Genomic DNA, 23,540 nt, shown 5'->3' with positions numbered 1-23,540 from the left:
GCTACGACTGCATGGATGCAGGAGGTAGAGCGAAGCAGGATGCCAAAGCCGAAAGCGCCTCCTACACCTGCTAGCCCGTCACTGGGACAGCTCAGCAATCCCCTTGCAAACTGGCGACCCAGCGGCGCAACACTTCAACCCCTTCAGCATGCACGGTGGAGCGGCCCAGTTCGGGCATCATGATGCTGGGGTCGACGCTTTCCATGCGGTACAGCAGCACGGACTTTTCCGGCGCTCCGGGGTGGATGTCCACCAGACGGTCGCCCGAGCCTTTACCCGCCGCCACCGGTTGTTTGCACAGGCCATAGCTGATACCGAACGGCGTGGCCGGATCGAGCAACAAGCCGGAGGTGCGCCCCGGCCCTTTGGGGTTGTGGCAGTGGCTGCAGTTGGCGTCGAGGTAACTGCGCGCCTGATGTTCCAGGCTTTCACTCGAACGCGGCGTCGGCCACAGGGCATTGCGCGGCACGCCCTGCAAACCCACTGGCAACGCTTGTAAACGGCCTTGCTGCTGCCAGTAGAGCAGCTGATTATGGCTGCCATCGGCGTAGGCAAAGGTCTTGTTCAAGTGCCGCGCTTTGGGGCCAAGGGGGTTGTTGCCCTGCCCGGCGCTTTCCTCGTGGCAACCGGCGCACTGGTTGGCATCCGGCACTTGATAATCCACAGTTTGAGTGTTGCCCTGCGCCGTAAGCAGGCTCAGCGCGCGGCTGTCGCCGGCCCATTCCAGTCGTGCGTCCTGTTGTTGCTCATCCCACACATAGGGCAGCGCGACCCAGCCGTTTTTTTGCTTGAGCAACAGGCGCGTTTCAATCAACTGCACCCGCGCCAATTCCAAGCCGCGCTGCGGATCGCGCACATCCTGTTCATGCTGCAGCAAACGGCCCTGAGCATCCTTGGGGTAGTAAAAGGTTTTGCTGATTACCGTGCCCAGCGGGTAGTCAAAATGCGCTTCGCCGTAGCGGGCCGAGGTGCCGGCGGGCATCCAGACCGTGCGCAGTTTATGGGCATAGTCGGTAAACAGCGGGGTGTTCAGGTCATAAGGCAGGGCCTCAGCAATCGGCGCAATAAAGCCTTGGCTGCGTTGCAGCATGCCCCAGTCGCTGAGCTTTTCCGGGTAGTTGTCCCCCTCGGGCAAGTACAGGGGCGCGGGTTGCTGCTGGCACCCCACCAGCAGCAACAGGGCGATCACGAACAGGCGACGCATCAGGCCCCCTGACCGGCTTCAGCCGAGGCCAATTTGACCGCTGGCAACGGCGGCAGGCTGCAGCGATAGGGCGTCATGTCGGTGCTGATGTTCTTGAAGTTGTTGGGCCCGTCGACGTTGATCATGCCGGCCTCGCCATTGTTAATGCAGATGGCGCGATCAGCCGGCAATTGGCCGTCGACCAGAATGTCGAGGTTGACGTAACCGTCCCAGAGCACGTCCGGCAGGCGGCCATTCAAGCCAAACTGGCTGACTTTGAGTGCTTTGAGGTCAAAGTGATCCGGGCTTTCACCGCCCGGCCCGAAGCGATTGCCGTGGATGTGGATGCCTTCGGGGTAAGGGTCGAAGGCCTCGGTGGTCGAGAGGTCGCTGTAGCCGGTGCTGAAGTAACTGCTGATGATCACGTTGGCGGTCTTGTGGTTGCCGATGTCGTTATCGAACACCTCCACATCGTCGTGGGAGTTGATCACCACCCCGGAGCCAGCCGGAATGCTCGCCACGGGCGTGCCCTTGTGGCCGAAGTTCTTGTGGTTGTTGCCTTCAATCTTGTTGCGGAACACCCGCGTCACGCGACCTTCCTGCGGCAGGTTGGGCATGTTGAACACCAGCACGCCGCCGGTGTTGCCGGTGGCAATGTTGTCGTAAACATCGGCGTCCACGGTGTTTTCAATCTCGATCCCGGCCACGTTGCGTTCGGCCCGGCTGTTGCGCACCACCACATTGCGCGACTGGCCCACGTAAATACCGGCATCAGACGCACCAATGGCCACCACCCCATCAATCAGGGTGTTTTCCGTTTGCACCGGGTAGATGCCATAAGCACCGTTTTCCGTGGCCGGGCCGTTGGTCCATTCGGTGCGTACACGGCGGATGATGATGTTCTTGCCGCCCACCACCTTGAGCGCGTCACCTTTGCTGTCCTCGAAGGCGATGTCTTCGATGGTGAAATCCGAGGCATCCACCAGCAGACCTTCCGCCCCGGACTTCTGCCCTTTGAAGCTCAGAATGGTCTTGTCCATGCCTGCGCCTTTGATGGTCACGCCGCTGACTTTAAGGCTCAGGCTGCGATCGAGCTGAAAGGTCCCGGCCGGGATTTCAATCACCGTACCGGGCTTGGCCTTGATCAGTTGGGTCTGCAAATCTTTTTGAAAATCCAGGTTGGCCACCGGTTCCGGGGCGTCACCGCAGGCAACCAACAACACGGACATAGCAAGGGTGGAAAGCATGGCAATGCGCATAGGGGTCTCCAGCATTATTTTTATAATCTGGAACGATAGTACCAATTTAGCTCAAAAAGCCAAGCCCGGTGCACACAAACCGCGGCCAACCTACGCAGAATGCCGCGCTTCCGTTACCATCGCCGGCAATCAAGCAACGAGTTGCGCCATGTACATCTATCGATTGGTGCTGATCCTGGTGGTGGGGATCTACCTGTTTTCCCCAGCCATCATGGACTGGTGGATCGACCCCAACGGTGCCTGGTATCGGCCGTATCTGCTGTGGCTGATTCTGATTGTGGTGACTTTTATTCTGCAGAGTCAGCGCGATGCCGATGAGCTCTGAGCCGTTGCACGCCTCGCCCTCCCCTTATTCGCTGCTGAGTCATTGTGATGCTGACAAGCTTTAGCCTGAGCCAGCTGATTCTGATCAGCGCCATTTACCTTCTTGTGCTGTTCGGTGTGGCCTGGATCAGCGAACGCGGCCTGATCCCGCGCTGGGTGGTCAGCCATCCGCTGACCTACACCCTCTCGCTCGGCGTATACGCCAGCGCCTGGGCCTTTTACGGCACGGTGGGGCTGGCTTACCAATATGGTTATGGCTTTCTGGCCAGCTACCTCGGCGTGTCCGGTGCGTTTCTGTTGGCCCCGGTGCTGCTCTACCCCATTTTGCGCATTACGCGCACCTACCAACTGTCCTCGTTGGCCGACCTGTTTGCCTTCCGCTTTCGCAGCACCTGGGCTGGCGCGCTGACCACCGTTTTTATGCTGATCGGCGTACTGCCCTTGCTGGCCCTGCAAATTCAGGCCGTGGCGGACTCCATCGGCATCCTTACCCGTGAACCCGTACAGGAACGCGTGGCGCTGGCCTACTGCGGGCTGATCATTCTGTTCACCATTCTGTTTGGCGCACGGCACATCGCCACGCGGGAAAAACATGAAGGCCTGGTGTTTGCCATCGCCTTTGAGTCGGTGGTCAAGCTGGTGGCCATCAGCGTGATCGGCTTGTACGCGCTGTATGGCGTATTCGACGGCCCGCAAGATCTGCAAGCCTGGCTGGTGCAAAACCAGTCCTCACTGACCAGCCTGCATACGCCACTGCAAGAAGGCCCCTGGCGCACCCTGCTGCTGGTGTTTTTCGCCTCGGCCATCGTCATGCCGCACATGTACCACATGACCTTCACCGAGAACCTCAACCCGCGCGCCATGGTCAGCGCCAGTTGGGGCCTGCCGCTGTTTCTGCTGCTGATGAGCCTGGCGGTGCCGCTGATTCTCTGGGCCGGCCTCAAGCTGGGCGCGACTACCAACCCGGAATACTTCACCCTTGGCGTGGGCATTGCCGTCAACAGCCAAACCTTGGCCTTGTTGGCCTATATCGGCGGGCTGTCGGCCTCCAGCGGGCTGATCATTGTCAGCACCCTGGCGCTGTCCGGCATGGTGCTTAACCATGTGGTGCTGCCGCTGTACCAGCCGCCGTCAGAGGGCAACATCTACCGCTGGCTGAAGTGGACCCGCCGCGCGCTGATCCTGCTGATCATCATGGCGGGCTACGGTTTCTATCTGTTGCTGGGCGCCGAGCAAGACCTGGCCAACCTCGGCATTGTCGCCTTCGTCGCCACCTTGCAATTTCTGCCGGGCGTGCTTTCGGTGCTGTATTGGTCAACCGCCAACCGCAAAGGCTTTATTGCCGGGCTGCTGGCCGGTATCGGCGTGTGGACACTGACCATGCTGTTGCCGATGTTGGGCAACCTGCAAGGCTTTTACCTGCCCTGGTTCAACATCATTTATGTACTCGATGACAGCAGTTGGCACATGGCGGCCATCGGCTCGCTGGCGGCAAACGTACTGATCTTCACCCTGGTGTCGCTGTTCACCGAGGCCAGCCCAGAAGAAAAGAGCGCCGCCGAAGCCTGCGCGGTGGACAACGTGCGCCGCCCGCAACGGCGTGAACTGCTCGCCGACTCACCGCAGGAATTCGCCGCCCAGTTGGCCAAACCACTGGGGGCGAAAACAGCTCAGCATGAAGTTGAGCAAGCCTTGCGCGACCTGCACCTGCCCTTTGATGAAGGCCGCCCCTACGCCCTGCGCCGCTTGCGCGATCGTATCGAAGCCAACCTCTCAGGGCTGATGGGCCCCAGCGTGGCCCAGGACATTGTGGAAACCTTCCTGCCTTACAAAGCAGGTAGCGAAACCTATGTCAGCGAAGACATCCACTTTATCGAGAACCGCCTGGAAGACTACCGCTCGCGCCTGACCGGCCTTGCCGCCGAACTCGATACCCTGCGCCGTTACCACCGCCAGACCTTGCAGGAACTGCCCATGGGCGTTTGCTCGCTGGCCAAGGATCAGGAGATCCTGATGTGGAACAAAGCCATGGAAGAGCTCACCGAAATCCCCGCGCAGCGCGTGGTCGGCTCGCGCCTGAATACCCTCGGCGAACCCTGGCGCGCCTTGCTGGAACACTTTATCGAACTGCCCGATGAGCACTTGCACAAGCAACGCCTGGCGCTCGATGGGCAAACCCGCTGGCTCAACCTGCACAAAGCGGCTATCGATGAGCCACTGGCTCCCGGCAACAGTGGCCTGGTGTTGCTGGTAGAAGACCTAACCGAAACCCAGTTACTGGAAGACAAATTGATCCACTCCGAGCGACTGGCCAGCATTGGCCGGCTAGCCGCCGGTGTCGCACACGAGATCGGCAACCCGATTACCGGCATCGCCTGCCTGGCGCAAAACCTGCGCGAGGAACGTGAAGGCGACAGCGAGTTAACCGAGATCAGCGAGCAGATCATCGAGCAAACCAAACGCGTGTCACGCATCGTGCAATCGCTGATGAGTTTTGCTCACTCTGGCAGCCATCAGCACAACGAAGAACCGGTGTGCCTGGCCGAAGTGGCGCGCGAGGCCATCGCCCTACTGGCGCTTAACCGGCGCAGCGTCGATGTGCAGTTTTTCAACTTGTGCGAGTGCGACCACTGGGTGATTGGCGATCCACAGCGCCTGGCTCAGGTGCTGATCAATTTGCTGTCCAACGCCCGCGATGCCAGCGAGCCGGGCAGTGCGATTCGGGTCAAAAGCGAGCAGTTCGAGCACACCATCGACCTCATCGTCGAGGACGAAGGCAGCGGTATTCCCAAAGCCATCATCGACCGTTTGTTCGAGCCGTTCTTCACCACCAAAGACCCCGGCAAAGGAACGGGACTGGGCCTTGCTCTGGTCTATTCGATCGTGGAAGAGCATTATGGCCAGATAACAATCGACAGCCCGGCCGACCTGGAACGGCAGCGCGGCACCCGGATTCGGGTGAGCTTGCCACGGCATGTCGAAGCGACGTCCCTAGCGACTTAAACCAGCTATCCGCGCGCATGCAGACCCGGCTCTTTGCCCGGCGCTGCGCCCTGAGACTGTCGAGAGAACGAATTGATGCCTCATATTTTGATCGTCGAAGACGAAACGATTATCCGCTCTGCCTTGCGTCGCCTGCTCGAACGTAACCAATACCAAGTCAGTGAAGCCGGCTCGGTACAAGAAGCGCAAGAGCGCTTCAGCATCCCAAGTTTTGACCTGATCGTCAGCGACCTGCGCCTGCCGGGCGCGCCCGGTACCGAGCTGATCAAGCTCGGCCAAGGCACGCCGGTGCTGATCATGACCAGCTACGCCAGCCTGCGCTCGGCGGTCGACTCGATGAAGATGGGCGCGGTGGACTACATCGCCAAACCCTTCGACCACGACGAAATGCTGCAAGCCGTAGCGCGCATTCTGCGTGATCACCAACAGGCCAAGAACACCCCAGCCCCCGCCGCTGCCAGCAGCAAGCCCAGCGCGGAAAAAGCGGTGGATAACAGCAACGGCGAAATCGGCATCATTGGTTCCTGCGCGGCCATGCAGGAGATGTACAGCAAAATCCACAAAGTCGCCCCGACCGATTCCAACGTGCTGATTCAGGGTGAGTCCGGCACCGGTAAAGAACTGGTCGCCCGCGCCCTGCACAACCTTTCGCGCCGCGCCAAAGCGCCGCTGATTTCAGTCAACTGCGCGGCCATCCCGGAATCGTTGATCGAGTCCGAACTGTTCGGCCATGAAAAAGGCGCCTTCACCGGTGCCAGCGCTGGCCGTGCCGGTTTGGTTGAAGCCGCCGACGGCGGTACGTTGTTCCTCGATGAAATCGGCGAACTGCCGTTAGAAGCGCAAGCACGCCTGCTGCGTGTGCTGCAAGAAGGTGAAATTCGCCGGGTCGGCTCGGTGCAATCGCAAAAGGTCGATGTCCGCCTGATTGCCGCCACCCACCGCGACCTGAAAAGCCTGTCGAAAATCGGCCAGTTCCGCGAAGACCTTTACTACCGCCTGCACGTCATCGCGCTCAAACTGCCACCGCTGCGTGAGCGCGGCACAGACGTGGTCGAAATTGCCCGCGCCTTCCTGATTCGCCAAACCAGCCGCCAAGGCCGGGAAGACCTGAGCTTTGCCACTGACGCCGAACAAGCCATCCGCCATTACTCTTGGCCGGGCAACGTGCGTGAACTTGAGAACGCCATCGAACGCGCGGTGATTCTGTGTGAAGGCAGCAGTATTTCCGCCGAGTTGCTGGGCATCGACATTGAACTCGACGACCTTGAAGACGATTTCACCGGCCTGCCTGCCCACGCCAGCGGCTTGGGCCACGAATCCAACGAGCCAACCGAAGACCTGTCCCTGGAAGACTACTTTCAGCACTTCGTGCTGGAACACCAGGACCACATGACCGAGACCGAACTGGCGCGCAAACTCGGCATCAGCCGTAAATGCCTGTGGGAGCGCCGTCAGCGCCTGGGCATTCCCCGGCGCAAAGCCTCTGGCGTGAGCGCAGGCTGAGCCAACGCCGCACGTCGCTTGAGCGGAATATCCTGCAGCCGGTCGCCGGCTGTGGGAAAATCCCCGGCCTTTCTGCCGATTAGCCTTGCCATGTCCCTGCCTCCGAAACGCCCGAAACGCCGACCTGCCGCCCGTCCTGCTGCGCCCAAACCAGACGCCAGCAAAGGTCAACTTCACCCGCGCAACCGGCACCAGGGGCGCTACGACTTTCCGGCGCTGATCAAAACCAGCCCGGAACTGGCCGCCTTCGTCATCATCAACCCCTACGGCAAGGAAAGCATCGACTTCGCCAACCCGGCCGCGGTCAAAGTGTTCAACCGCGCGCTGCTCAAGCAGTTCTACGGCATTCAGCACTGGGACATTCCGGCCGATTATCTGTGCCCGCCGATCCCTGGTCGCGCTGACTACCTGCATTACCTGGCCGACCTGCTGGCCGCTGGCAATGGCGGTGAAATCCCGCGCGGTGGCAAGATCCGCGCGCTGGACATTGGCGTAGGCGCTAACTGCATTTACCCGCTGCTCGGGCACCGCGAATACGCCTGGCATTTTGTCGGCTCCGACATCGCCACCAGCGCCATCGCCTCGGCCAAGGCCATTGTGCAAGCCAATCCGGGCTTGAGTGCCGCCATCGAACTGCGCCAGCAAACCGACAGCGCGCACATCTTCAAAGGCCTCATCAATAGCAGCGAGCGCTTTGACCTAACGCTGTGTAACCCGCCCTTTCATGCCAGCGCCGAAGAGGCCAGCAGCGGCAGCAAACGTAAATGGCGCAACTTGGGCAAGCTCGACCCCAAGCGCACCCTGCCCGTACTTAACTTTGGTGGCCAGGCCGCCGAGTTGTGGTGCAAGGGCGGCGAGGCGGCATTTGTCAGCCAACTGATCCGCGAAAGTGCCGACGTGGGCCAGCAGGTGCTGTGGTTCAGCAGCCTGATTTCCAAGGCAGGTAATTTGCCCGGCGTTTACAGCACCCTGAAAAAGGCCGGCGCATTGCACGTCCACACCGTGGAGATGGCCCAAGGGCAAAAGCAGAGCCGCTTTGTCGCCTGGACATTCCAGACGCCGGAACAGCAGCAGAATTGGCGCAAAACCCTCTGGCAGTAATGCACCCGGCTAATAGCCAACTAATCGGGCGGCATGAGTGCCTACGCAATAAACGCTTGCACAGTAAAAGTTCCGCCTGCTGTTACAGCCCATCTATGATTATTTAGAGAGCCTCGTGAAAAGGTTCTTGATTCGGCGAGCGCAGCTTTTATCCGTACTACCTAAATAAAAAAGGCGGGGCATTCACATTCATGGCCCGCCTGTTAACGCTGCGCAACACGATGAGATAATTAGCGTCGGGCACCCGCCGGTTCTTTTAATGAGGGGTTTGAATGAAGTGGAAAAACCTGTTCGTTGCCGTGTGCCTGTGGTGGGGGCTTTCTGCACAGGCCACCGAGCAGCCGGAATTGAGGATCAGCGTGGGCGACTGGCCGCCTTATTTGTCCAGTGAGTTAAAACACAACGGTGTGATCGCTCATCTCATCAGCGACATCCTGGCCGACGAGGGCTATCGCGTCACCTTCCAGTTCCTGCCTTGGCCACGCGCCTATTCAGCCGCCGCAGCTGGCCGCTTTGACGGCACCGCCGTATGGATGCATAAAGCCGAGCGCGAGGCCGACTTTTACTTCAGCGAGCCCCTGCTGGATGAGCAGTTCGTGTTTTTCCACCTCAAGAGTTTGCCTTTTGACTGGCAGCGCTTCGACGACCTGACCGGCATGACCCTCGGCGGCGGACTGGAATACAGTTACGGACCGCAGTTCGATGCATTTCTGGCGAAAAACACGGTGAAGATGGAACGCGTATCCACCGATATGCAGAACTTCGAAAAGCTGCTCAAAGAGCGCGTAGTGCTCTACCCGCAGGAGATGAACGTCGGCTACGCCGCCCTGCGCAGCCATTTCAGCGCCAGCGACCAGGCCAAGATTACCCATCATCCAAAACCCCTGCTCAGCAACTACAGCTACCTGCTGCTACCGAGAAGCCTAGCCAGTAGCACGACCTTGATGGCGCGGTTTAATCAACGCCTGGCGGATTACCGCAAGAGCGGTCGCTACGATCGCTACTTCGCCGATTTGAATCAGGGAAAATACCAACCTGAAGCCATACTCCCCTTGAACAGTAATGATTAATCAGGCTTGCTAACTTCGTGAAAGAGGAGACGCCTGTACATGCATAACAATAAAAACCGCATGCGCTGGATTACTAACTGCGCGCGAAGCCGGCCAGGAAGCTTTAAATAATGTCCCGACTCTTAATTAGAGGCGCGCTCGCCGCCTGGACGTTTTTTACCAGTTCTGCGGCCATCGCTGAACCGGGCCTGACAGCGCATGAAGTACGCATCGGCATGGTCAATGCACAAAGCGGCCCCGCCGCCGCGCTGGGCTTGGGTATGCACAGCGGCGCGCAGGCTTACTTTGACCGCATCAACGCCCAAGGCGGAGTCAACGGCCGCCGCATCACCCTGCTCAGCCAGGATGACGGTTATGAGCCAAACCGCACCGCCGCTCACACCCGTGACTTGCTGAGCAACCAAAAGGCCTTCGCCCTGCTCGGTTATGTGGGTACCCCAACCTCACGGGCGGCTCTGCCCTTGGCCATGCAGGCGCAGGTGCCTTACCTGTTTCCGCTGACGGGTGCCGAGTTTTTGCGCACGCCGACCAAGCCAGGTGTCTTCAACGTACGGGCTTCTTATATCGAGGAAACTGAGCATCTGGTGGAGCGCGTCACCAAGGACCTGCAACTGAGCAAGATCGCCATTTTGATGCAGGACGATTCCTTCGGCGAATCAGTCAAAAGCGGCCTTAATGGCGCACTGAGCAAGCGTGGTCTTTCACTGCATGCCGAGGCGCGGGTGCTGCGCAACTCTCTGCAGGTCACACAGGCCATTCATGCCTTACAGCATGCCCAACCCGAAGCGGTATTCTTTGTCGGCACCTACAAGCAGTTGGCGGCGGCCGTCAAAGAAGCTAACGCCCAAGGTTTCAAAACGCGCTTTCTCAGCGTGTCATTTATTGGTTCTGAGCGCTTTATACAAATCGCCGGGCTGGATGCTGAAGGGGTTTACATTTCCCAGGTGGTACCCTCGCCCCACGACAGCGCCCTGGCGTTGGTGAAGGCGTATCAGGCGGATATGCCAACCGGTGATTTCAGCCATGTATCACTTGAAGGTTATGTAAGCGCGGCGGTGTTTGTGCAGGCACTGCAAAACGCTGCCGAACCACTGACCCGCGACAGTTTTCTCGATGCGCTGGAGCATCTTGATACTGACCTGGGCGGTTTCAAGGTGTCGTTCAGCCGCAATGACCATCAAGGCTCCAGTGCTGTATTCCTGACCCATATCGAGAACGGCCGCGCACGCCCCGTGCAACGCATGCGCTGAGGCTCATATGTTTGGCGGCGCCATGCGTGGCTGCATGACGTCAGCCAGCGGCAACGCTACCGCGAGACGGCTGAGGTTCCAGTAATGCCCTTCCAACGTGCGGTTGACCAGCAACGTGGCCGGTGCTGGCTGCAGGCTGCCTAACGCGCCCAATACATCAGGAATAAGCCGTTGCATCTCCTGATGCAGCGGCGTGGCAGCAAAATCCCACTGCTCACCCGGCTGCAACAGCGGGCCGAGCAAACCATGTAATTGCCGATACAGCCCGTAAGGGGCTGCCGAACGCGGCTGGCGTGTGCCAAGGGCCTGAAACGCCTGTTCCAGTTGCTCACCATCGCGCGCCTGCAGCGCCTGGTAGGCGTGAACATAAGCCGTCAGCAGCGCAGACGGCAGCCGATGCACACAGCCAAAGTCGTACACCACCAACTCACCTGCGGCGGTGTAAGCAAAATTGCCGGGATGCGGGTCAGCATGCAGCAGGCCCAATTCAAATGCCTGCGCACCGAGCCACTGCACCAGCGTCAACGCCAGCCGCTCGCGCACTTCGGCACTGGCCTGGGCCACCTCAGCAAATGGCAATCCGGGTTCTTCGCTCAAGGCCAGCACGCCGGGGCGACACAGATCCACTTGCGGCACTGGCAAACGCAGCCCCGGCCAGTCGGCAAAATGCGCACGGAATACCTGCAGCCGTTGCATCTCGGCGGGGTAATCCAGCTCGGCGGTAATCACCGCGTCCAGTTCGTTGTACAAGGCCTCCAACTGTTGCGCCGGCACGCGCAACAAGCGGCCCAAGGGCAGCAGGCGACGCATTTGCAGCAAATCGGCCTGACAAATCGCGGCAATGCCGGGGTATTGCACCTTCAACACAATCTTGCGTCCATCGGCGGCTACAGCGCGGTGCACCTGCCCAAGCGAGGCGGCGGCGAACGGTTGCTCATCAATCTGCGCAAAAACCTGCTGTAAATCCTCGCCGTAGACCAACTGCAAATGCTCGCGCAGGGCGCTGAAGGGCAGCGCCGGTACGCGGTTTTGCAGTGCGCTCAGTGCCTGGGCAATCGGCGGCGGCAACACGCCCTGCCACTGCGAGGCCATTTGACCCAACTTGAGCACCGGCCCCTTCATCTCGCCCAGCACCTCAGTAAGCAACTCGCCAATCGGCTGCCAGTCCACACCGCGCTTGCCCGGCAGCAAGCGCTGCCCGAGCACGCTGCCACCAATGCGCGTGGCGGTGCCGGCCAAGGTCAAAAACCGGCCCAAGGCAGAAGCAGAAGGAGGGTCAACGGGACGCTTAGCCATGCCGGCAGTGCTCATCAGAACGGAGTTTCATCATGCGTCACGCGCAGGCGTATACCAAGCCAAGCGCAGCTTTAACTCGTCAGCGGTCACTGTGCAGCAGAAACACTTGCACCTTTTGCTGATAGGCCGCCGACTCGCGCTGACGCTCAATTTCATCCCACAGCCGTGCCGCTAATTCCGGCTGTGCGGCCACCAGGCCATTGGACAGCATGAGGTAGTAGGCTTTTTCTTCCAGCGGCAGCACACCTTTCTCAAGCTGCGCAGCCAACTCAGGCTGAGCCTGCAGGATGAAATCGGCACGCAGGCTTTGTAGAGCGGCGGCTTCAATGCGTTGGTGTTTGAGCATCTGCAACAAAGCCAAAGGATCACGGCTGGTTTCGTCCACCTCAAGCCCATGGCTGCGCAGCATTTCAACAATCGAGAAGCCGCTGAGTGAGCCAATACGCCCGGTCAACTGGCGAAACTGCTCGCCGTTCCAGCTCACCGCACTGCCCTTGCGCCGGTACAGAGCATAGGTCGAGGTATGCAGGCGTTTGCGCTCATCAAGCCGACCATCGGCATCTTGCGGATAACGCCCCAAGGGCAAACGCTCGGCCTTGAAACTGGCGGCAAACGCGCCGTCGTAAACACCTTGGGCCAAACCATTGAGGCAGCGCTTCCACGGCACGGCCACCATGTGCAGCTCCAGACCCAGGGCATCGGCCACCTGTTCCAGCAACAACAGGTTGAGCCCGCTGCCGTCGGTCATCACCCAAGGATACGAGTCTTGATCTTCATGGCAAAAGGTCAGGTTTTGCGCCAAAACCTGCGGCGTGTACAGCGGGACAAGCAAGCAGCACAACAGGCAGATCAGTGGCTTGGTCAAGCACGTCACTCCAAGCGATTCGCTAGAACTCCCTGATAAATTGCGTACGCGCATCCTGTGCGACCAACCGAGTATAGATAGCCCTCGGCTGATCAGCGCAGGGATGCATCAACTGCTTGGCTGACTGAAGGCAAAGCGCTTGTCCAATGCGCTGTAACCCATGCCCACGGCCTTGTGCACTTTCAGCTGCACGGGGATGCGCTCTTTCAGCGCCTCAACATGGCTAATAACGCCGATCATTTTGCCGCTGGCGTTGAGGTTATCCAGCGCATCCAGCGCCACCTCCAGGGTCTCGCCGTCGAGGGTGCCGAAGCCTTCGTCGAGGAACAGCGAGTCGATGCTGGTTTTGTGGCTGACCAGATCGGACAGCGCCAAGGCCAGCGCCAGGCTGACCAGAAAACTCTCGCCGCCGGACAAGGTTTTGGTGTCGCGCGCCGCATCGGCCTGCCAGGTATCGAGCACTTCCAGTTCCAGCTCACCACGGCTGCGCCGCGCCAATTGGTAACGACCGTGCAGGCGTTCGAGCTGCTGATTGGCCAGGTAGACCAGATGATCCAGGGTCAGGCCTTGAGCGAACTTGCGGTATTTGGCGCCGTCTGACGAGCCAATCAGGCTGTTGAGCTGTTGCCACAGGTCGTATTCATCCTGCTGGGTGCTGATGGCGGCAAACAGGCTTTGCTGACCGAGCCTGCGCGCCTCATCGCCCTGCAACTGCGCGCGGATTTCACCCTGACGCTCGCTCAGGCTGTGCAACTGGCTGTTGAGCGTGAGCAACTGCGCATCGAGTTGCGCAAGATCCAGCGCGCTGGCCGGACTGGCGCGCAGCACTGTGACCTGTTCGGCGGCAGCGCACACCAGTGCTTGGGCATCGCTCAAGGCTTTATCCAACCGCTGACGCAGTTGCTGCAACGCGATTCGCTGCACGTCATCCAGCAAAGCGGCCAGATAATCGGCCTCGGCATTAAAGGGGCTGGCGCTTAGGGCGGCCGTCCACTGCTGTTCGGCTTGGTGCAGGCGCGCGTGTTCATCCTGCAGACGGCTGGCCAGCGCCTGACGGCTACCGGTCAACTGCTGCTGACGGCGCTGCACCTCTTCCAGTTGAGTCTGCGCCTGTTGCAAGGCCGCCTGCGCATCGGCGAGCTTGGCCATGCCCGGTTGATCGTCGAGGTTCAGCGCACTCCAGCGTTGCTGCCAGTGCTGAGCCAACTGAACGGCAGCCTGCAGGGCGTGATCCCGCTCACTGAGCTGACGCTGTAAATCCAGACTTTGCTGCTGATTGCGCTGCCAACACTGCCACTCTGTTTGGCGCTCGGTGAGCCAGGCGCTGGCGTTGTCCGGCAGCTGATAGCCAAACTCGGCAAGGGCCTGACTCAGATCGGCAGTACGTTCAGCGGCAACCTGCTGCAGTTGTTGCAGGCGCTGTTGACCGTGCTCGCGCTGCTCCTGACGCTGCTGCAGGTGCAGTCGATTAAGCGCCTGCTGTTGCTCCAGTTCGTTGCACCGCTGTTGCTGATTTAGCCGCGTTTGCTGGCACTGCTCAAGGGCGGTATTGAGCTGTTGCAGTTGATCAAGTTGCTGCTGCAACATGAGCAGCTCATCGCTTTGATGTGCCTGCAGGTTAGCCAGGGCATCGGCATCGGCCAGCGGATGTCCCAGTTGCGCGTTAAGCACTTGCCAGCGCTCACCCTGCTCGGCCTGGGTCTGCTCACCCCGCGCAAATTGCTGCTGTTGCTGCTCCAGGCGTGCGGCGATTTTTTCCAGTTCGCCCGCCAGTTGCCGGCCCTGTTCGGTCAGGGCTTCCAGCTCGTTGCGCTTGCTGTTCAACAGCGCCTTGGTCGCCGACACATCCAGGGCTTGGTAGGCGCTAATCGCAGGATGCGCCTCGGAGCCGCACAGCGGGCAGGCTTCGCCGGGTTGCAATTGGGCGCGATGGGTTTCCAGGGCCTGGATGCGTTGCTCCTGCTCCAGTAGTTTTTCCTGAGCCTGCACCTGCTGCTGCAGGTCCTTGTAGCGCAGGCGCAACTGCGCCACCTCGTCGCTCTTGGCCTGATGCTGCTCGCGTAATTGCGTCAGGGCGCTGGCTAACTGCGTTTGTTCGATTGCCAGACGCTGTTGCGCGCCGGCCAATTCGCCCAGCTGACTCAGCACACCGCTCTGGATATGCAGCTGCTGCCAACGCTCGCGCAAGGCTGCCTCAGTGCGTCCGGTCAGCAGCGCCTGCTGTTGTTGCTGCGCGGCGTGTTCCTGCTCGCGGGCCTGCTGCAGGCGATGCTGTTCGGCACCTAGTTGCTCAGTCTGCTGGCTCAGTTGCGTGTGCAGCGCGGTAATCGTTTCTTGCAGTTGCTGCTGACTCAGTTGCAACTGAGTGATGTCCTCGACCAGTTGCTGGCGTGCCTTAAGCTGCTCGCCCCAGCTGCCCAGCTGTTCCCCCAGACGACCCTGTTGCGGCTGCTCGGCCAGTTGCTGTTGCACCTGCTGCAGGCGTTCAGCCAGTTGCTGACGCTGCGCCTGACAATCAGCAAGCAGCAGGGCGCTCAGTTCGCAGGCCTGCCAGGTCTGCTCGGCAATGGTCTGCTCAACCTGGCGCTGCTCGCTGGCATTCTGCTGCAGCCCTTGTTCGGTTTGCGTCAGACTCTGGCGAGCTTGCTGCCAGTCATGGTGCAGCGGCTGCAAACGCTGCGCCGGCTCGCTGGCGGCCAGTTGCGCCAATTGCGGCTGGGCTTGCTGCAAGGCCTCTTGCGCCGCCTGCTCAGCCTGCTGATTGGCCAACCACTGCGCCTCGGCTTTGCTCAGCGCTTCGCGCGCGTTGCGCAGGTGCTGCAATTCGCTTTGTTCGCTGGATAAACGGCTGTGTTCCTGCGCCCATTGTTGCGTTTGCGCCTGCAGCTCGGCGCGCTGCTCATCACTGAGCAACTCCACGCCCTCGGCCTTGGCGCGCAGTTGATCGAGGGCGACTTTGACCTCGCGGGTTTGCTCGAACACCCGCTGGGAAATATGCCCGTAGATATCGGTGCCGGTCAGCTCTTCCAGCAGCTCGGCGCGCTGGTTGGCGTTGGCCTCAAGAAACGCAGCAAAACCGCCCTGGGCCAGCAACATGGATTTGGTAAAGCGCTCGAAATCCAGCCCCGTCAGGCGCTCGGTTTCGCGCAGCTTCTCGTTGATTTTGTCGGTGATGATTGGCCCATCGGCAGCCGCCAGTTCGACCTTGGGCGCTTGCAGCGCACCATCGGCCTTATCGCGGGCGCGGCGCTGGCTCCAAAAAGCGCGATAGGCGACGCCCTTAACCTCAAACTCGACCTCGGCCAAACAGTCGGCGGTGTGCCGACTCATCAGTTCGTTGGCGCTGGCCGACACCGTGCTCATGCGCGGCGTGCGATGGTAAAGCGCCAGGCAGATGGCATCCAGCAGCGTGGTTTTACCCGCCCCGGTCGGCCCGGTGATGGCGAACAAGCCGTTGTCTTTGAACGGCTCGGCGGTGAAATCAATCTTCCACTCGCCCTTGAGCGAATTGAGGTTTTTCAGGCGCAGGCTGAGGATTTTCATGCGTCACCCTCGCGCAGTTCACTGACCACCTGCTGATACAGCGCCAGCAGACGTGCCTGCTCGGCTTCGTCCAGCGCTTCGCTGCTTAAACGTTGGGCGAACACGTCGTCCACACTCAGTTCATCCAGGGTTTCTTTAGCCTGACCCTGCAAGCTGCTGCTGGCATTGCCACGCTCGCGACGAATGCGCAGCACCTCCACCGGCAGGCCTTCACACAGCTTGGCGATGCGCAGTTGCAAGTCACTCAGGTAATCGTCGGTGCCGACCAGCACTTCCAGCCAAACCGGCTGTTCGGCACTGCCCTGTTTGGCGGCCTCCTGAATGGCGGCTTCCAGTTCCTTTAACGAACCGCGCAAGGACAGCAGCGGCTGAAAACGCGGCACCGGCAGCGCGCTGATCTGGCGCAAACCGCTACTATCGAGGTCCACCAGCAGCACTTCCTTCTGCTGTTTGGCTTCATCGAAACTCAACGCAATCGGCGAGCCGCAGTAGCGGATATGTTCCAGCCCGCCGACCTTTTGCGGCCGGTGGATATGCCCCAGGGCGATATAGGCCGCTGGCGGAAAGGCGCTGGTGGGGAAGGCCTCCAGGCTGCCGACATAAATCTCACGTACCGAATCACTGGCGCTGGCACCGACCGTGGTCAGATGACCGGTGGCGATAATCGGCAGCTCGCCGCCCAGCTCAGCGCGCTTGGCTTCGGCCAGGGCATAGAGGTCTTGATAGTGCTGCTGGATCGCCTGCTGCAGCGACAGTTGCTTGTCCTGCGCGCTTTGCCCGGCCTGGCTGAGCAGCACATCGCGCGGGCGGATAAACGGGATGCCGCAGAGAATCGCACCGGGCGAGCCGTCACGTTGCTGCAGCACCAGCAGTTGCTCATCCAGTTGCTCACAAACACCCGGAATCACCCGCGTGCCAAGCTGCGCCAACAGGGTTTTGCTCTCAGCGAGCATGGCCACCGAATCATGATTGCCGCCCAGCACCACCAACGCGCAGCCGGTGGCGCGCAGCTCGACAATAAAGCGGTTGTACTGCTCGCGGGCATAACTGGGCGGCGCGCCGGTGTCGAAGATATCGCCGGCAATCAGCAGCGCATCCACCGCATGCGCGCGCACCTGCTCGATCAGCCAAGCGCAAAACGCCTGATGCTCTGCCTGACGCGTCTTGCCCATAAAGTGCTGGCCGAGGTGCCAGTCGGAGGTGTGCAGGATGCGCATGCTCAAAACAGCCAATCCTTGACCACCATATGGGTCTTCACTTTCTGTATGCCGGGGAAGTTTTCGATCTCGCCACGCACCTCGCTCAGGCGTTGCATGGAGGGCGCTTCGATGACCACCAGCATGTCCGTTTCGCCACTGATACCGCTGCAGCGGCGCACTTCCGGGTACACGCGCATACGCTCGACATAGTGCTCGCAGCGGCCGCCTTGGTAGAACAACTCCAGATAAGCCGTGATCGCGCCTGCACCGGGCAGTGCCACCTGCGCCTGATAGCCACGGATCACGCCCGTCTGCTCCAGTTGGCGAATCCGCTCACTGACGGCCGAACGCGACAGGTTGACCTCACGGGCGATCTGACTGACGGGTAAGCGCGCATCGGCACGCAACAGGGCGAGTATCTGTTGATCGAACTTGTCCACGCGGGGCTCTCAGAAAGGCAATTTGACGGTCAATACCACCATTTCGTCGGTCAAAGACGACGCTTCGCCAGCAGCCTGCAGCAGGTGGGCGATTTAACATGGCGGACGAAACCGCAGAGCATACAACATGAGTCGTCTGAACCCGGAATTGGGCCTGCTGCAAGGGATTGGCCTGCTGAGCACCTCACTGTTGGGCACCGGGATTTTCGTGATCCCGGCACTGGCGGCCACGGCGGCGGGCGATGCGTCACTGTGGGCCTGGATGCTGCTGATCGCTCTGGTGCTGCCGGTGGCCTTTACCTTTGCCCAACTCGGCCGCCACTTCCCCCATGCCGGCGGCGCGCCGCACCTGATTGGCCGCGCCTTCGGTACGCGAATGGAGCGATTGAGCGCCTTGCTATTCCTCGCCGTGCTGCCGGTGGGTTTGCCCGCTGCGCTGAATATCGCCAGTGGCTTCTGGCAGGCACTGTTTGACCTCAGCCGGGGGCAGGCGCTGGCCATCCAACTGGCTACGCTGGCCGCCATGCTGCTGCTCGGCCAGCGCCCGGCCAAGGCCAGCGGGATGATTCAGGGCACGATTGCCGTGGCGATCATCAGCACCATCGCGCTGATCTGGTGGGTCGGCGATCTGCCCGTCACCAATCAGCCGTTGTTGCCGGAGATCAGCGGTTCTTGGCACCTATTGCCAGCCGCGCTGGGGGTGATGTTCTGGTGCTTTGTTGGCATCGAAGCCTTTACCCACATGGGCGAGGAGTTCAAAAACACCGAGCGCGACTTCCCTCTGGCCTTGCTGTTTGGCGTGCTACTGGCCGGTTTGGTGTACTGGGCCTGCTCGGTGGCGGTGCTGAGTTTGCAAGCCTATGGCGATGTGACCACCGATGCCGCTTCGCTGCCGCGTATGCTCGACCAGTTGCTGGGCGACAAGGCGCGCTGGATCGCGGCGACGGTCGGCTATCTGGCCTGCTTCGCCTCGATGAATGTGTACATGCAGGGCTTCGCCCGCCTGATCTGGAGCCTGGCCGACGAGGGAAAACTGCCTGCCACGCTGGCCCAGCTTAACCGGCATGGCGTGCCGGCCCACGCGCTGTTGCTGGTGATTCTGAGCTGCGCCCTGTGCGCCAGCCTGGCCCAGTTACTCGACCTGACCGTGGACGACCTGATCCGCTATGCCAATGGCAACTTCGTACTGATTTACCTGCTGAGCATGGCCGCTGGCGTGGTGTTGCTGCGTGGCATCTGGCGCGCGCTGGCCGCATTCAGCGCACTGCTCTGTGGCCTGGTGCTGCTGATGCTGGGGATGGATGCCGCCTATGCGCTGGGCCTTTTGGTGCTGCTGGGCGGACTGGACCGTTGGCGCGAGCAACGCAATGCCCCGCTGCCCGACCTGAGCAGCCGATAAGGGCGCGAGCATGTAGCGCGGCCTGCATTGCGGCTATTCTCAGTCCAGCCCATCACAAGGACTGACCATGCGCCGCATTTTCCATGACCTGAAAATTCTTATCCTGGCCAACCTGTGGATCGTTCCCGTGCTGGCCGGGCTGGTGGGCGCGCTGTTTTATTTCGCCGCACCACCGCCGCCTATGCACGCACGCCTGGCCACAGGCGCTGAAACCGGTGGCTACCATGCCTTCGGCCAGCGCTTACAGGCGGAACTGGCCTTGCAGGGTTTCACCCTGGAGCTGGTGCCAAGCGATGGTTCACAAGACAACCTGAGCAAACTGACCCGTGGCGAAGTGGAAATGGCCCTGGTGCAAAGCGGCCAGGAACTGAGCTTGGACGAGGCCCAGCGCAGCCATCTAAATGGTTTGGGCGTGATGTACCGCGAACCCTTGTGGCTGTTTCTCGGTGAGAAGGTCAAGTTCGAACGCCTGAACGACTTGCTCAGCCTGCGCCTAGCCATTGGCAACCCCGGCAGTGGCACGCACGCGGTAACCAGCGCCCTGTTCGCCGCCAATCGTCTGCAGCCAGACGCCTACCCCGTCACCTGGCAAACCCTGGGCGCCAGCCGCGCTGCTGATGCGCTGATTGCCGGTGAGCTGGACGCTGCATTTTTTGTCGGCCCGGCGGAAAACGCCCTGATCCAGCGCCTGGCCGCCACACCCAGCGTGCGCTTGGTCAGCCTGCGCCGCACAGAAGCCTACCTGGCACGCTTGCCCTACCTGAGCCGCTTGGAAGTCGGTGAAGGCATGCTCGACATGCAGCACAACAGCCCGGACCGTGACATCGTCACCCTCGGCCCGGTCGCCACCCTGGTGGCCGGCGAAACGTTTCACCCCTCGCTCACACCACTGATTCTCGAAGCGGCGAAAACCGTGCTCAAACACGGCAGCCTGCTCGACCCAGCCGGCAGTTACCCGGCCAAACCGCCGCTGTCACTCAACACCCTGAGCGAAGCCGAGTACTACTACGACAAAGGTTTGCCGATCCTGCAGCGCTACCTGCCGTTTCGCATCGCCTCGCTGGCCGATCGCTACATCATCCTCGCTATTCCGTTGCTGGTGCTGCTCTTCCCGCTGTTCAAGGCCATCGGCCCGATCTACCAATGGCGCATCCGCGCGCGCATCTACCGCTGGTACAAACACCTGCGCGAGATCGATCAACAGCTCTATAAAGGCAGCCTACCCAGCGACCTGAACGCCGAAATCGCCCGCCTGGAACGCCTCGAAGGCGAACTGGCGCGGGTCGAAGTGCCACTGTCCTATTCCAGCGAGCTGTATGAACTGCACATGCACCTGCGCTACATGATCGAACGCCTGCATGCGCTGCAGCGGCGCACGACTGCCGGGCAGCAGGTCGGGTAACATGCGCGCTTTCCGTTCACGCACCATGAGGCCGCCATGCCGATCCGCCACTGCATCGTCCATTTGATCGACAAAAAGCCTGATGGCACGCCCGCCGTACTGCACGCCCGCGACAGCGAACTGGGTGCCTCGCAGGCCATCGAGAACATGCTCGCTGACCTCAACGAGAGCTATAACGCCAAGCAGGGCAAGGCTTGGGGCTTCTTTCATGAGGAGTCCGGGGCCTACCCGTTCAGCGGCTGGCTCAAGCGTTATCTGGATGACGAGCAGGATTTCACCGCCTTTAGCCGCCAGGCCGTCGAGCAACTGCAAAAGCTGATGGAGGAATCCAACCTGTCCACCGGCGGCCATGTGCTGTTCGCCCACTACCAGCAAGGCATGACCGATTACCTGGCCATCGCCCTGCTGCACCACAGCGAAGGCGTGGCGGTCAATGATGCGCTGGATGTGACCGCTGCCAAGCACCTGGACCTCAGCCAGTTGCACCTGGCCGCACGGATCAACATTTCCGAGTGGCGTAACAACGCCAACTCCAAGCAGTACATCTCCTTTATCAAGGGCAAGAATGGCAAAAAGGTCTCGGAATACTTCCGCGACTTTATCGGCTGCCAAGAAGGCGTCGACGGCCCCGGCGAAACCCGTACCCTGCTGAAAGCCTTTAGCGACTTCGTGGAAAGCGAAGACCTGCCGGAAGAGCAAGCCCGCGAGAAGACCAAGACCTTGGTCAGCTACGCCGCAAACCAGGCCAAACAAGGCGAGCCCATCACCCTCGACGAGCTCTCCGGACTGATCGACGAAGAACGACCCAAGGCCTTCTTTGATCATATCCGCAACAAGGATTACGGCATGGCCCCGGAGTTTCCGGCGGACAAACGCACCCTTAGCCAGTTCCAGCGCTTTACCGGCCGCGCCGAAGGCCTGTCGATCAGCTTCGAAGCGCACCTGTTGGGCTCGAAGATCGAATACGACGAAGGCACCGACACGCTGGTGATCCGCAACTTGCCGACGCAACTCACCGATCAGCTTAAGCGCCGCAAAAACTGACATGAGCCGCCTGCCGGATAACCTGCTGGACAGTTGCCGCTGCGACCCTGCAGCGCCCTTCGCCGAAGATCCGGCACGTGACTTCGGCTTGGACAAACAGCGGGCGCAGCAGGCCTTGGCTGAACTGCGCCCCTGGCTCAATCGTCAGCAGCGCATGCTCTGGGCCAACCGGCGCAACGCCCTGCTGCTGATCCTGCAAGGCACCGACTGTTCCGGTAAAGACGGCGTGATTCGCCGGGTGATCAGCAGTTTTGATCCGCAAGGGCTGCGCATCCACAGTTTTCAAAAGCCCGATGCCTGCGAGCAGCGCCACGATTTTCTCTGGCGCTACCAGCGGCGATTGCCGACGGCGGGCCTGCTGGGCGTGTTCAACCGCAGCTATTACGAAGGGCTGATCAGCGATCCGCTGGACGGGCTGTGCAGCGCGGCCGACCTGCCCGCCCGGCGGCAAGCCATCCTCGTCTTCGAGCAGCGGCTATGTAGCCAATCGACGCAGCCGTTGAAGTGCTTTTTGCACCTGAGCAAAGCCGAGCAAAAACGTCGCCTGCACGAGCGCCTGGAGCACCCACACAAGCGCTGGAAGCTGCACGCCAGCGACTTGCAGGCCCACCGCGAATTCGACCTGCGCGAGCAACGCTGGACCGAACAACTGGCGCAAACCGATCACGCAGCGGCGCCTTGGTACATTATCCCGGCGGATCATCGCTGGTTGCGCGACTGGCTGGTGGCCAGCCTGTTGGCACGCGAACTGGAACGCTTAAAACTGGACTGGCCAACCGCACCCGCCCCGTTCAGCGCAGACGATCTGGAGCAGGTATGAAGCGTCTTTTACTGCTGTTACTGGGCCTCAGCAGCTTTGCTCAGGCCGTGCCGGAACAGGCGCTGTACCCGGACGAAGTGCGCTTTGTCACCGCCAACGCCGAGTTCACCCTGCTCCATGAGATGGGGCATCTGCTGATCAGCGAACTGAAATTGCCGGTACTCGGCCGCGAAGAAGATGCTGCCGACCAACTCGGTTTTATGGGCCTGTTTCTCCTGCACGAACGGCAACGCGACACCGACTTTTACGCCAAGTTGCTGGATGTGGCCGACTACTGGCGGCTGGAGTGGCAACGCCAGCGCCCGGAAGCACCCGAGGTGCGTGAATGGGACAGCCATGCCCTGGACGCGCAGCGCTTTTTTAACCTGGCCTGCCTGGCCTACGGCAGCGACCCGCGCCAACTGGAATGGGTGATCCAGATGACCGGGCTGCCGGATGAACGGGCTTTTTACTGCCCTGAGGAATACCAACAGGTTGAATACGCAGTGAACTGGATTCGCCAGCACTTCGCCCGCCGCGCCGACCAGCCGATCCGCCACCACCTGCGAGTGGAGTACCAAACCCCGCCCCTGCATTTACCCGAAGCCCGCGAGTTGCTGGAAAAAGTCCGCGCCTCCGGCGAGCTGGAAGCCATCGCCGAGCGCACCAGCAGCACCTTCGCCCTGCCCCGCGACCTGAAACTGATCGTCGCCGCGTGCGGTGAAGCCAACGCCTGGTACAACCGCATCAGCGGCGAACTGACGTTGTGCTACGAGCGCATCCTCTACTTTCGCGAACTGGCACGCGAGCTGCCACGCCTGAGGCAGAACGCGTTGCAGGAAAACCAACCCACACGGTAA

At 60.8% G+C, this 23,540-nt stretch carries 18 protein-coding genes; 11 read left to right on the top strand and 7 right to left on the bottom strand.

Annotated features, from left to right (window positions below):
* Positions 1 to 91: 91 nt before the first annotated feature.
* Both AUK77_RS15510 and AUK77_RS15505 read right to left on the bottom strand, forming a co-directional pair.
* The gene (locus AUK77_RS15510; RefSeq protein WP_296131318.1) at positions 92 to 1,204 is read right to left on the bottom strand and encodes an SO2930 family diheme c-type cytochrome; all 1,113 of its coding nucleotides are present in this window, start codon (positions 1,202 to 1,204) and stop codon (positions 92 to 94) included.
* Positions 1,204 to 2,442 (bottom strand): parallel beta-helix domain-containing protein, encoded by a 1,239-nt coding sequence (locus AUK77_RS15505; protein ID WP_296131316.1) that lies wholly within the window; start codon positions 2,440 to 2,442, stop codon positions 1,204 to 1,206. Before AUK77_RS15505 ends, AUK77_RS15510 begins: the two co-directional genes overlap by 1 nt.
* Positions 2,443 to 2,590: 148 nt before the next feature.
* Between AUK77_RS15505 and AUK77_RS15500 the strand changes: the two genes are divergently transcribed.
* From AUK77_RS15500 to AUK77_RS15475, 6 genes are all read left to right on the top strand, one after another.
* Positions 2,591 to 2,767, top strand: a complete 177-nt coding sequence (locus AUK77_RS15500; protein WP_003244646.1) for a hypothetical protein — start codon at positions 2,591 to 2,593, stop codon at positions 2,765 to 2,767.
* A gap of 47 nt (positions 2,768 to 2,814) precedes the next feature.
* Positions 2,815 to 5,769 (top strand): sensor histidine kinase, encoded by a 2,955-nt coding sequence (locus AUK77_RS15495; RefSeq protein ID WP_296131313.1) that lies wholly within the window; start codon positions 2,815 to 2,817, stop codon positions 5,767 to 5,769.
* Positions 5,770 to 5,844: 75 nt separating this feature from the next.
* Positions 5,845 to 7,272: a sigma-54 dependent transcriptional regulator gene (locus AUK77_RS15490; protein ID WP_296131311.1), complete on the top strand. Its 1,428-nt coding sequence runs from the start codon at positions 5,845 to 5,847 to the stop codon at positions 7,270 to 7,272.
* A 90-nt stretch (positions 7,273 to 7,362) separates the two neighbouring features.
* Entirely contained in the window at positions 7,363 to 8,373 is a 1,011-nt protein-coding gene (gene rlmF / locus AUK77_RS15485) for a 23S rRNA (adenine(1618)-N(6))-methyltransferase RlmF (protein WP_296131309.1), read from the top strand.
* Positions 8,374 to 8,645: 272 nt separating this feature from the next.
* Positions 8,646 to 9,443, top strand: a complete 798-nt coding sequence (locus AUK77_RS15480) for a transporter substrate-binding domain-containing protein (RefSeq protein WP_296131306.1) — start codon at positions 8,646 to 8,648, stop codon at positions 9,441 to 9,443.
* Positions 9,444 to 9,553: 110 nt separating this feature from the next.
* Positions 9,554 to 10,693: an ABC transporter substrate-binding protein gene (locus tag AUK77_RS15475; RefSeq protein WP_296131304.1), complete on the top strand. Its 1,140-nt coding sequence runs from the start codon at positions 9,554 to 9,556 to the stop codon at positions 10,691 to 10,693.
* A gap of 3 nt (positions 10,694 to 10,696) precedes the next feature.
* Here the strand turns inward: AUK77_RS15475 and AUK77_RS15470 are convergent, their stop codons facing one another.
* The 5 genes from AUK77_RS15470 to AUK77_RS15450 all read right to left on the bottom strand — a co-directional run bounded on the left by AUK77_RS15470 (position 10,697) and on the right by AUK77_RS15450 (position 18,036).
* The gene (locus AUK77_RS15470) at positions 10,697 to 11,989 is read right to left on the bottom strand and encodes an AarF/ABC1/UbiB kinase family protein (RefSeq protein WP_296131302.1); all 1,293 of its coding nucleotides are present in this window, start codon (positions 11,987 to 11,989) and stop codon (positions 10,697 to 10,699) included.
* A 79-nt stretch (positions 11,990 to 12,068) separates the two neighbouring features.
* Positions 12,069 to 12,854 carry a transporter substrate-binding domain-containing protein gene (locus AUK77_RS15465; protein WP_296131300.1) on the bottom strand — a complete coding sequence of 262 codons (786 nt, stop codon included), beginning with the start codon at positions 12,852 to 12,854 and terminating at the stop codon, positions 12,069 to 12,071.
* 108 nt (positions 12,855 to 12,962) lie between these two features.
* Positions 12,963 to 16,397 (bottom strand): AAA family ATPase, encoded by a 3,435-nt coding sequence (locus AUK77_RS15460; RefSeq protein WP_296131298.1) that lies wholly within the window; start codon positions 16,395 to 16,397, stop codon positions 12,963 to 12,965.
* The gene (sbcD, locus tag AUK77_RS15455; protein WP_296131364.1) at positions 16,394 to 17,614 is read right to left on the bottom strand and encodes an exonuclease subunit SbcD; all 1,221 of its coding nucleotides are present in this window, start codon (positions 17,612 to 17,614) and stop codon (positions 16,394 to 16,396) included. Before sbcD ends, AUK77_RS15460 begins: the two co-directional genes overlap by 4 nt.
* A 2-nt stretch (positions 17,615 to 17,616) precedes the next feature.
* The gene (locus AUK77_RS15450) at positions 17,617 to 18,036 is read right to left on the bottom strand and encodes an Lrp/AsnC family transcriptional regulator (protein ID WP_267806978.1); all 420 of its coding nucleotides are present in this window, start codon (positions 18,034 to 18,036) and stop codon (positions 17,617 to 17,619) included.
* Between the two features lie 127 nt (positions 18,037 to 18,163).
* Here AUK77_RS15450 and yjeH point away from each other — a divergent pair, with 127 nt between their 5' ends.
* From yjeH to AUK77_RS15425, 5 genes are all read left to right on the top strand, one after another.
* On the top strand, positions 18,164 to 19,435 hold the full coding sequence (yjeH, locus tag AUK77_RS15445) for an L-methionine/branched-chain amino acid transporter (RefSeq protein WP_296131296.1): 1,272 nt from the start codon (positions 18,164 to 18,166) through the stop codon (positions 19,433 to 19,435).
* Positions 19,436 to 19,502: 67 nt separating this feature from the next.
* A complete protein-coding gene (locus AUK77_RS15440) occupies positions 19,503 to 20,837 on the top strand; it encodes a TAXI family TRAP transporter solute-binding subunit (RefSeq protein ID WP_296131292.1) in 1,335 nt (444 codons plus the stop codon).
* 36 nt (positions 20,838 to 20,873) lie between these two features.
* Positions 20,874 to 21,881 (top strand): nucleoid-associated protein YejK, encoded by a 1,008-nt coding sequence (gene yejK, locus AUK77_RS15435; protein WP_296131287.1) that lies wholly within the window; start codon positions 20,874 to 20,876, stop codon positions 21,879 to 21,881.
* Position 21,882: 1 nt separating this feature from the next.
* Positions 21,883 to 22,701 carry a PPK2 family polyphosphate kinase gene (locus AUK77_RS15430; protein WP_296131284.1) on the top strand — a complete coding sequence of 273 codons (819 nt, stop codon included), beginning with the start codon at positions 21,883 to 21,885 and terminating at the stop codon, positions 22,699 to 22,701.
* Positions 22,698 to 23,540 carry a DUF4344 domain-containing metallopeptidase gene (locus AUK77_RS15425; protein ID WP_296131280.1) on the top strand — a complete coding sequence of 281 codons (843 nt, stop codon included), beginning with the start codon at positions 22,698 to 22,700 and terminating at the stop codon, positions 23,538 to 23,540. Before AUK77_RS15430 ends, AUK77_RS15425 begins: the two co-directional genes overlap by 4 nt.

It is taken from the genome of Pseudomonas sp. Ga0074129 (genome assembly GCA_001465025.1).
Classification (GTDB): domain Bacteria; phylum Pseudomonadota; class Gammaproteobacteria; order Pseudomonadales; family Pseudomonadaceae; genus Aquipseudomonas.
Note: the sequence above shows the minus strand (reverse complement) of the source record. Positions and strands in the feature narration are given on the sequence as shown.

Bases quoted from the DNA above. Each gene is read 5' to 3' on its own strand.
- yjeH (WP_296131296.1), top strand. From the start codon at position 18,164: ATGAGTCGTCTGAACCCGGAATTGGGCCTGCTGCAAGGGATTGGCCTG.
- AUK77_RS15505 (WP_296131316.1), bottom strand. From the start codon at position 2,442: ATGCGCATTGCCATGCTTTCCACCCTTGCTATGTCCGTGTTGTTGGTT.
- AUK77_RS15490 (WP_296131311.1), top strand. From the start codon at position 5,845: ATGCCTCATATTTTGATCGTCGAAGACGAAACGATTATCCGCTCTGCC.
- AUK77_RS15430 (WP_296131284.1), top strand. From the start codon at position 21,883: ATGAGCCGCCTGCCGGATAACCTGCTGGACAGTTGCCGCTGCGACCCT.
- AUK77_RS15440 (WP_296131292.1), top strand. From the start codon at position 19,503: ATGCGCCGCATTTTCCATGACCTGAAAATTCTTATCCTGGCCAACCTG.
- AUK77_RS15425 (WP_296131280.1), top strand. From the start codon at position 22,698: ATGAAGCGTCTTTTACTGCTGTTACTGGGCCTCAGCAGCTTTGCTCAG.
- AUK77_RS15475 (WP_296131304.1), top strand. From the start codon at position 9,554: ATGTCCCGACTCTTAATTAGAGGCGCGCTCGCCGCCTGGACGTTTTTT.
- AUK77_RS15500 (WP_003244646.1), top strand. From the start codon at position 2,591: ATGTACATCTATCGATTGGTGCTGATCCTGGTGGTGGGGATCTACCTG.
- sbcD (WP_296131364.1), bottom strand. From the start codon at position 17,614: ATGCGCATCCTGCACACCTCCGACTGGCACCTCGGCCAGCACTTTATG.
- yejK (WP_296131287.1), top strand. From the start codon at position 20,874: ATGCCGATCCGCCACTGCATCGTCCATTTGATCGACAAAAAGCCTGAT.
- AUK77_RS15460 (WP_296131298.1), bottom strand. From the start codon at position 16,397: ATGAAAATCCTCAGCCTGCGCCTGAAAAACCTCAATTCGCTCAAGGGC.
- AUK77_RS15470 (WP_296131302.1), bottom strand. From the start codon at position 11,989: ATGGCTAAGCGTCCCGTTGACCCTCCTTCTGCTTCTGCCTTGGGCCGG.
- rlmF (WP_296131309.1), top strand. From the start codon at position 7,363: ATGTCCCTGCCTCCGAAACGCCCGAAACGCCGACCTGCCGCCCGTCCT.
- AUK77_RS15495 (WP_296131313.1), top strand. From the start codon at position 2,815: ATGCTGACAAGCTTTAGCCTGAGCCAGCTGATTCTGATCAGCGCCATT.
- AUK77_RS15480 (WP_296131306.1), top strand. From the start codon at position 8,646: ATGAAGTGGAAAAACCTGTTCGTTGCCGTGTGCCTGTGGTGGGGGCTT.
- AUK77_RS15510 (WP_296131318.1), bottom strand. From the start codon at position 1,204: ATGCGTCGCCTGTTCGTGATCGCCCTGTTGCTGCTGGTGGGGTGCCAG.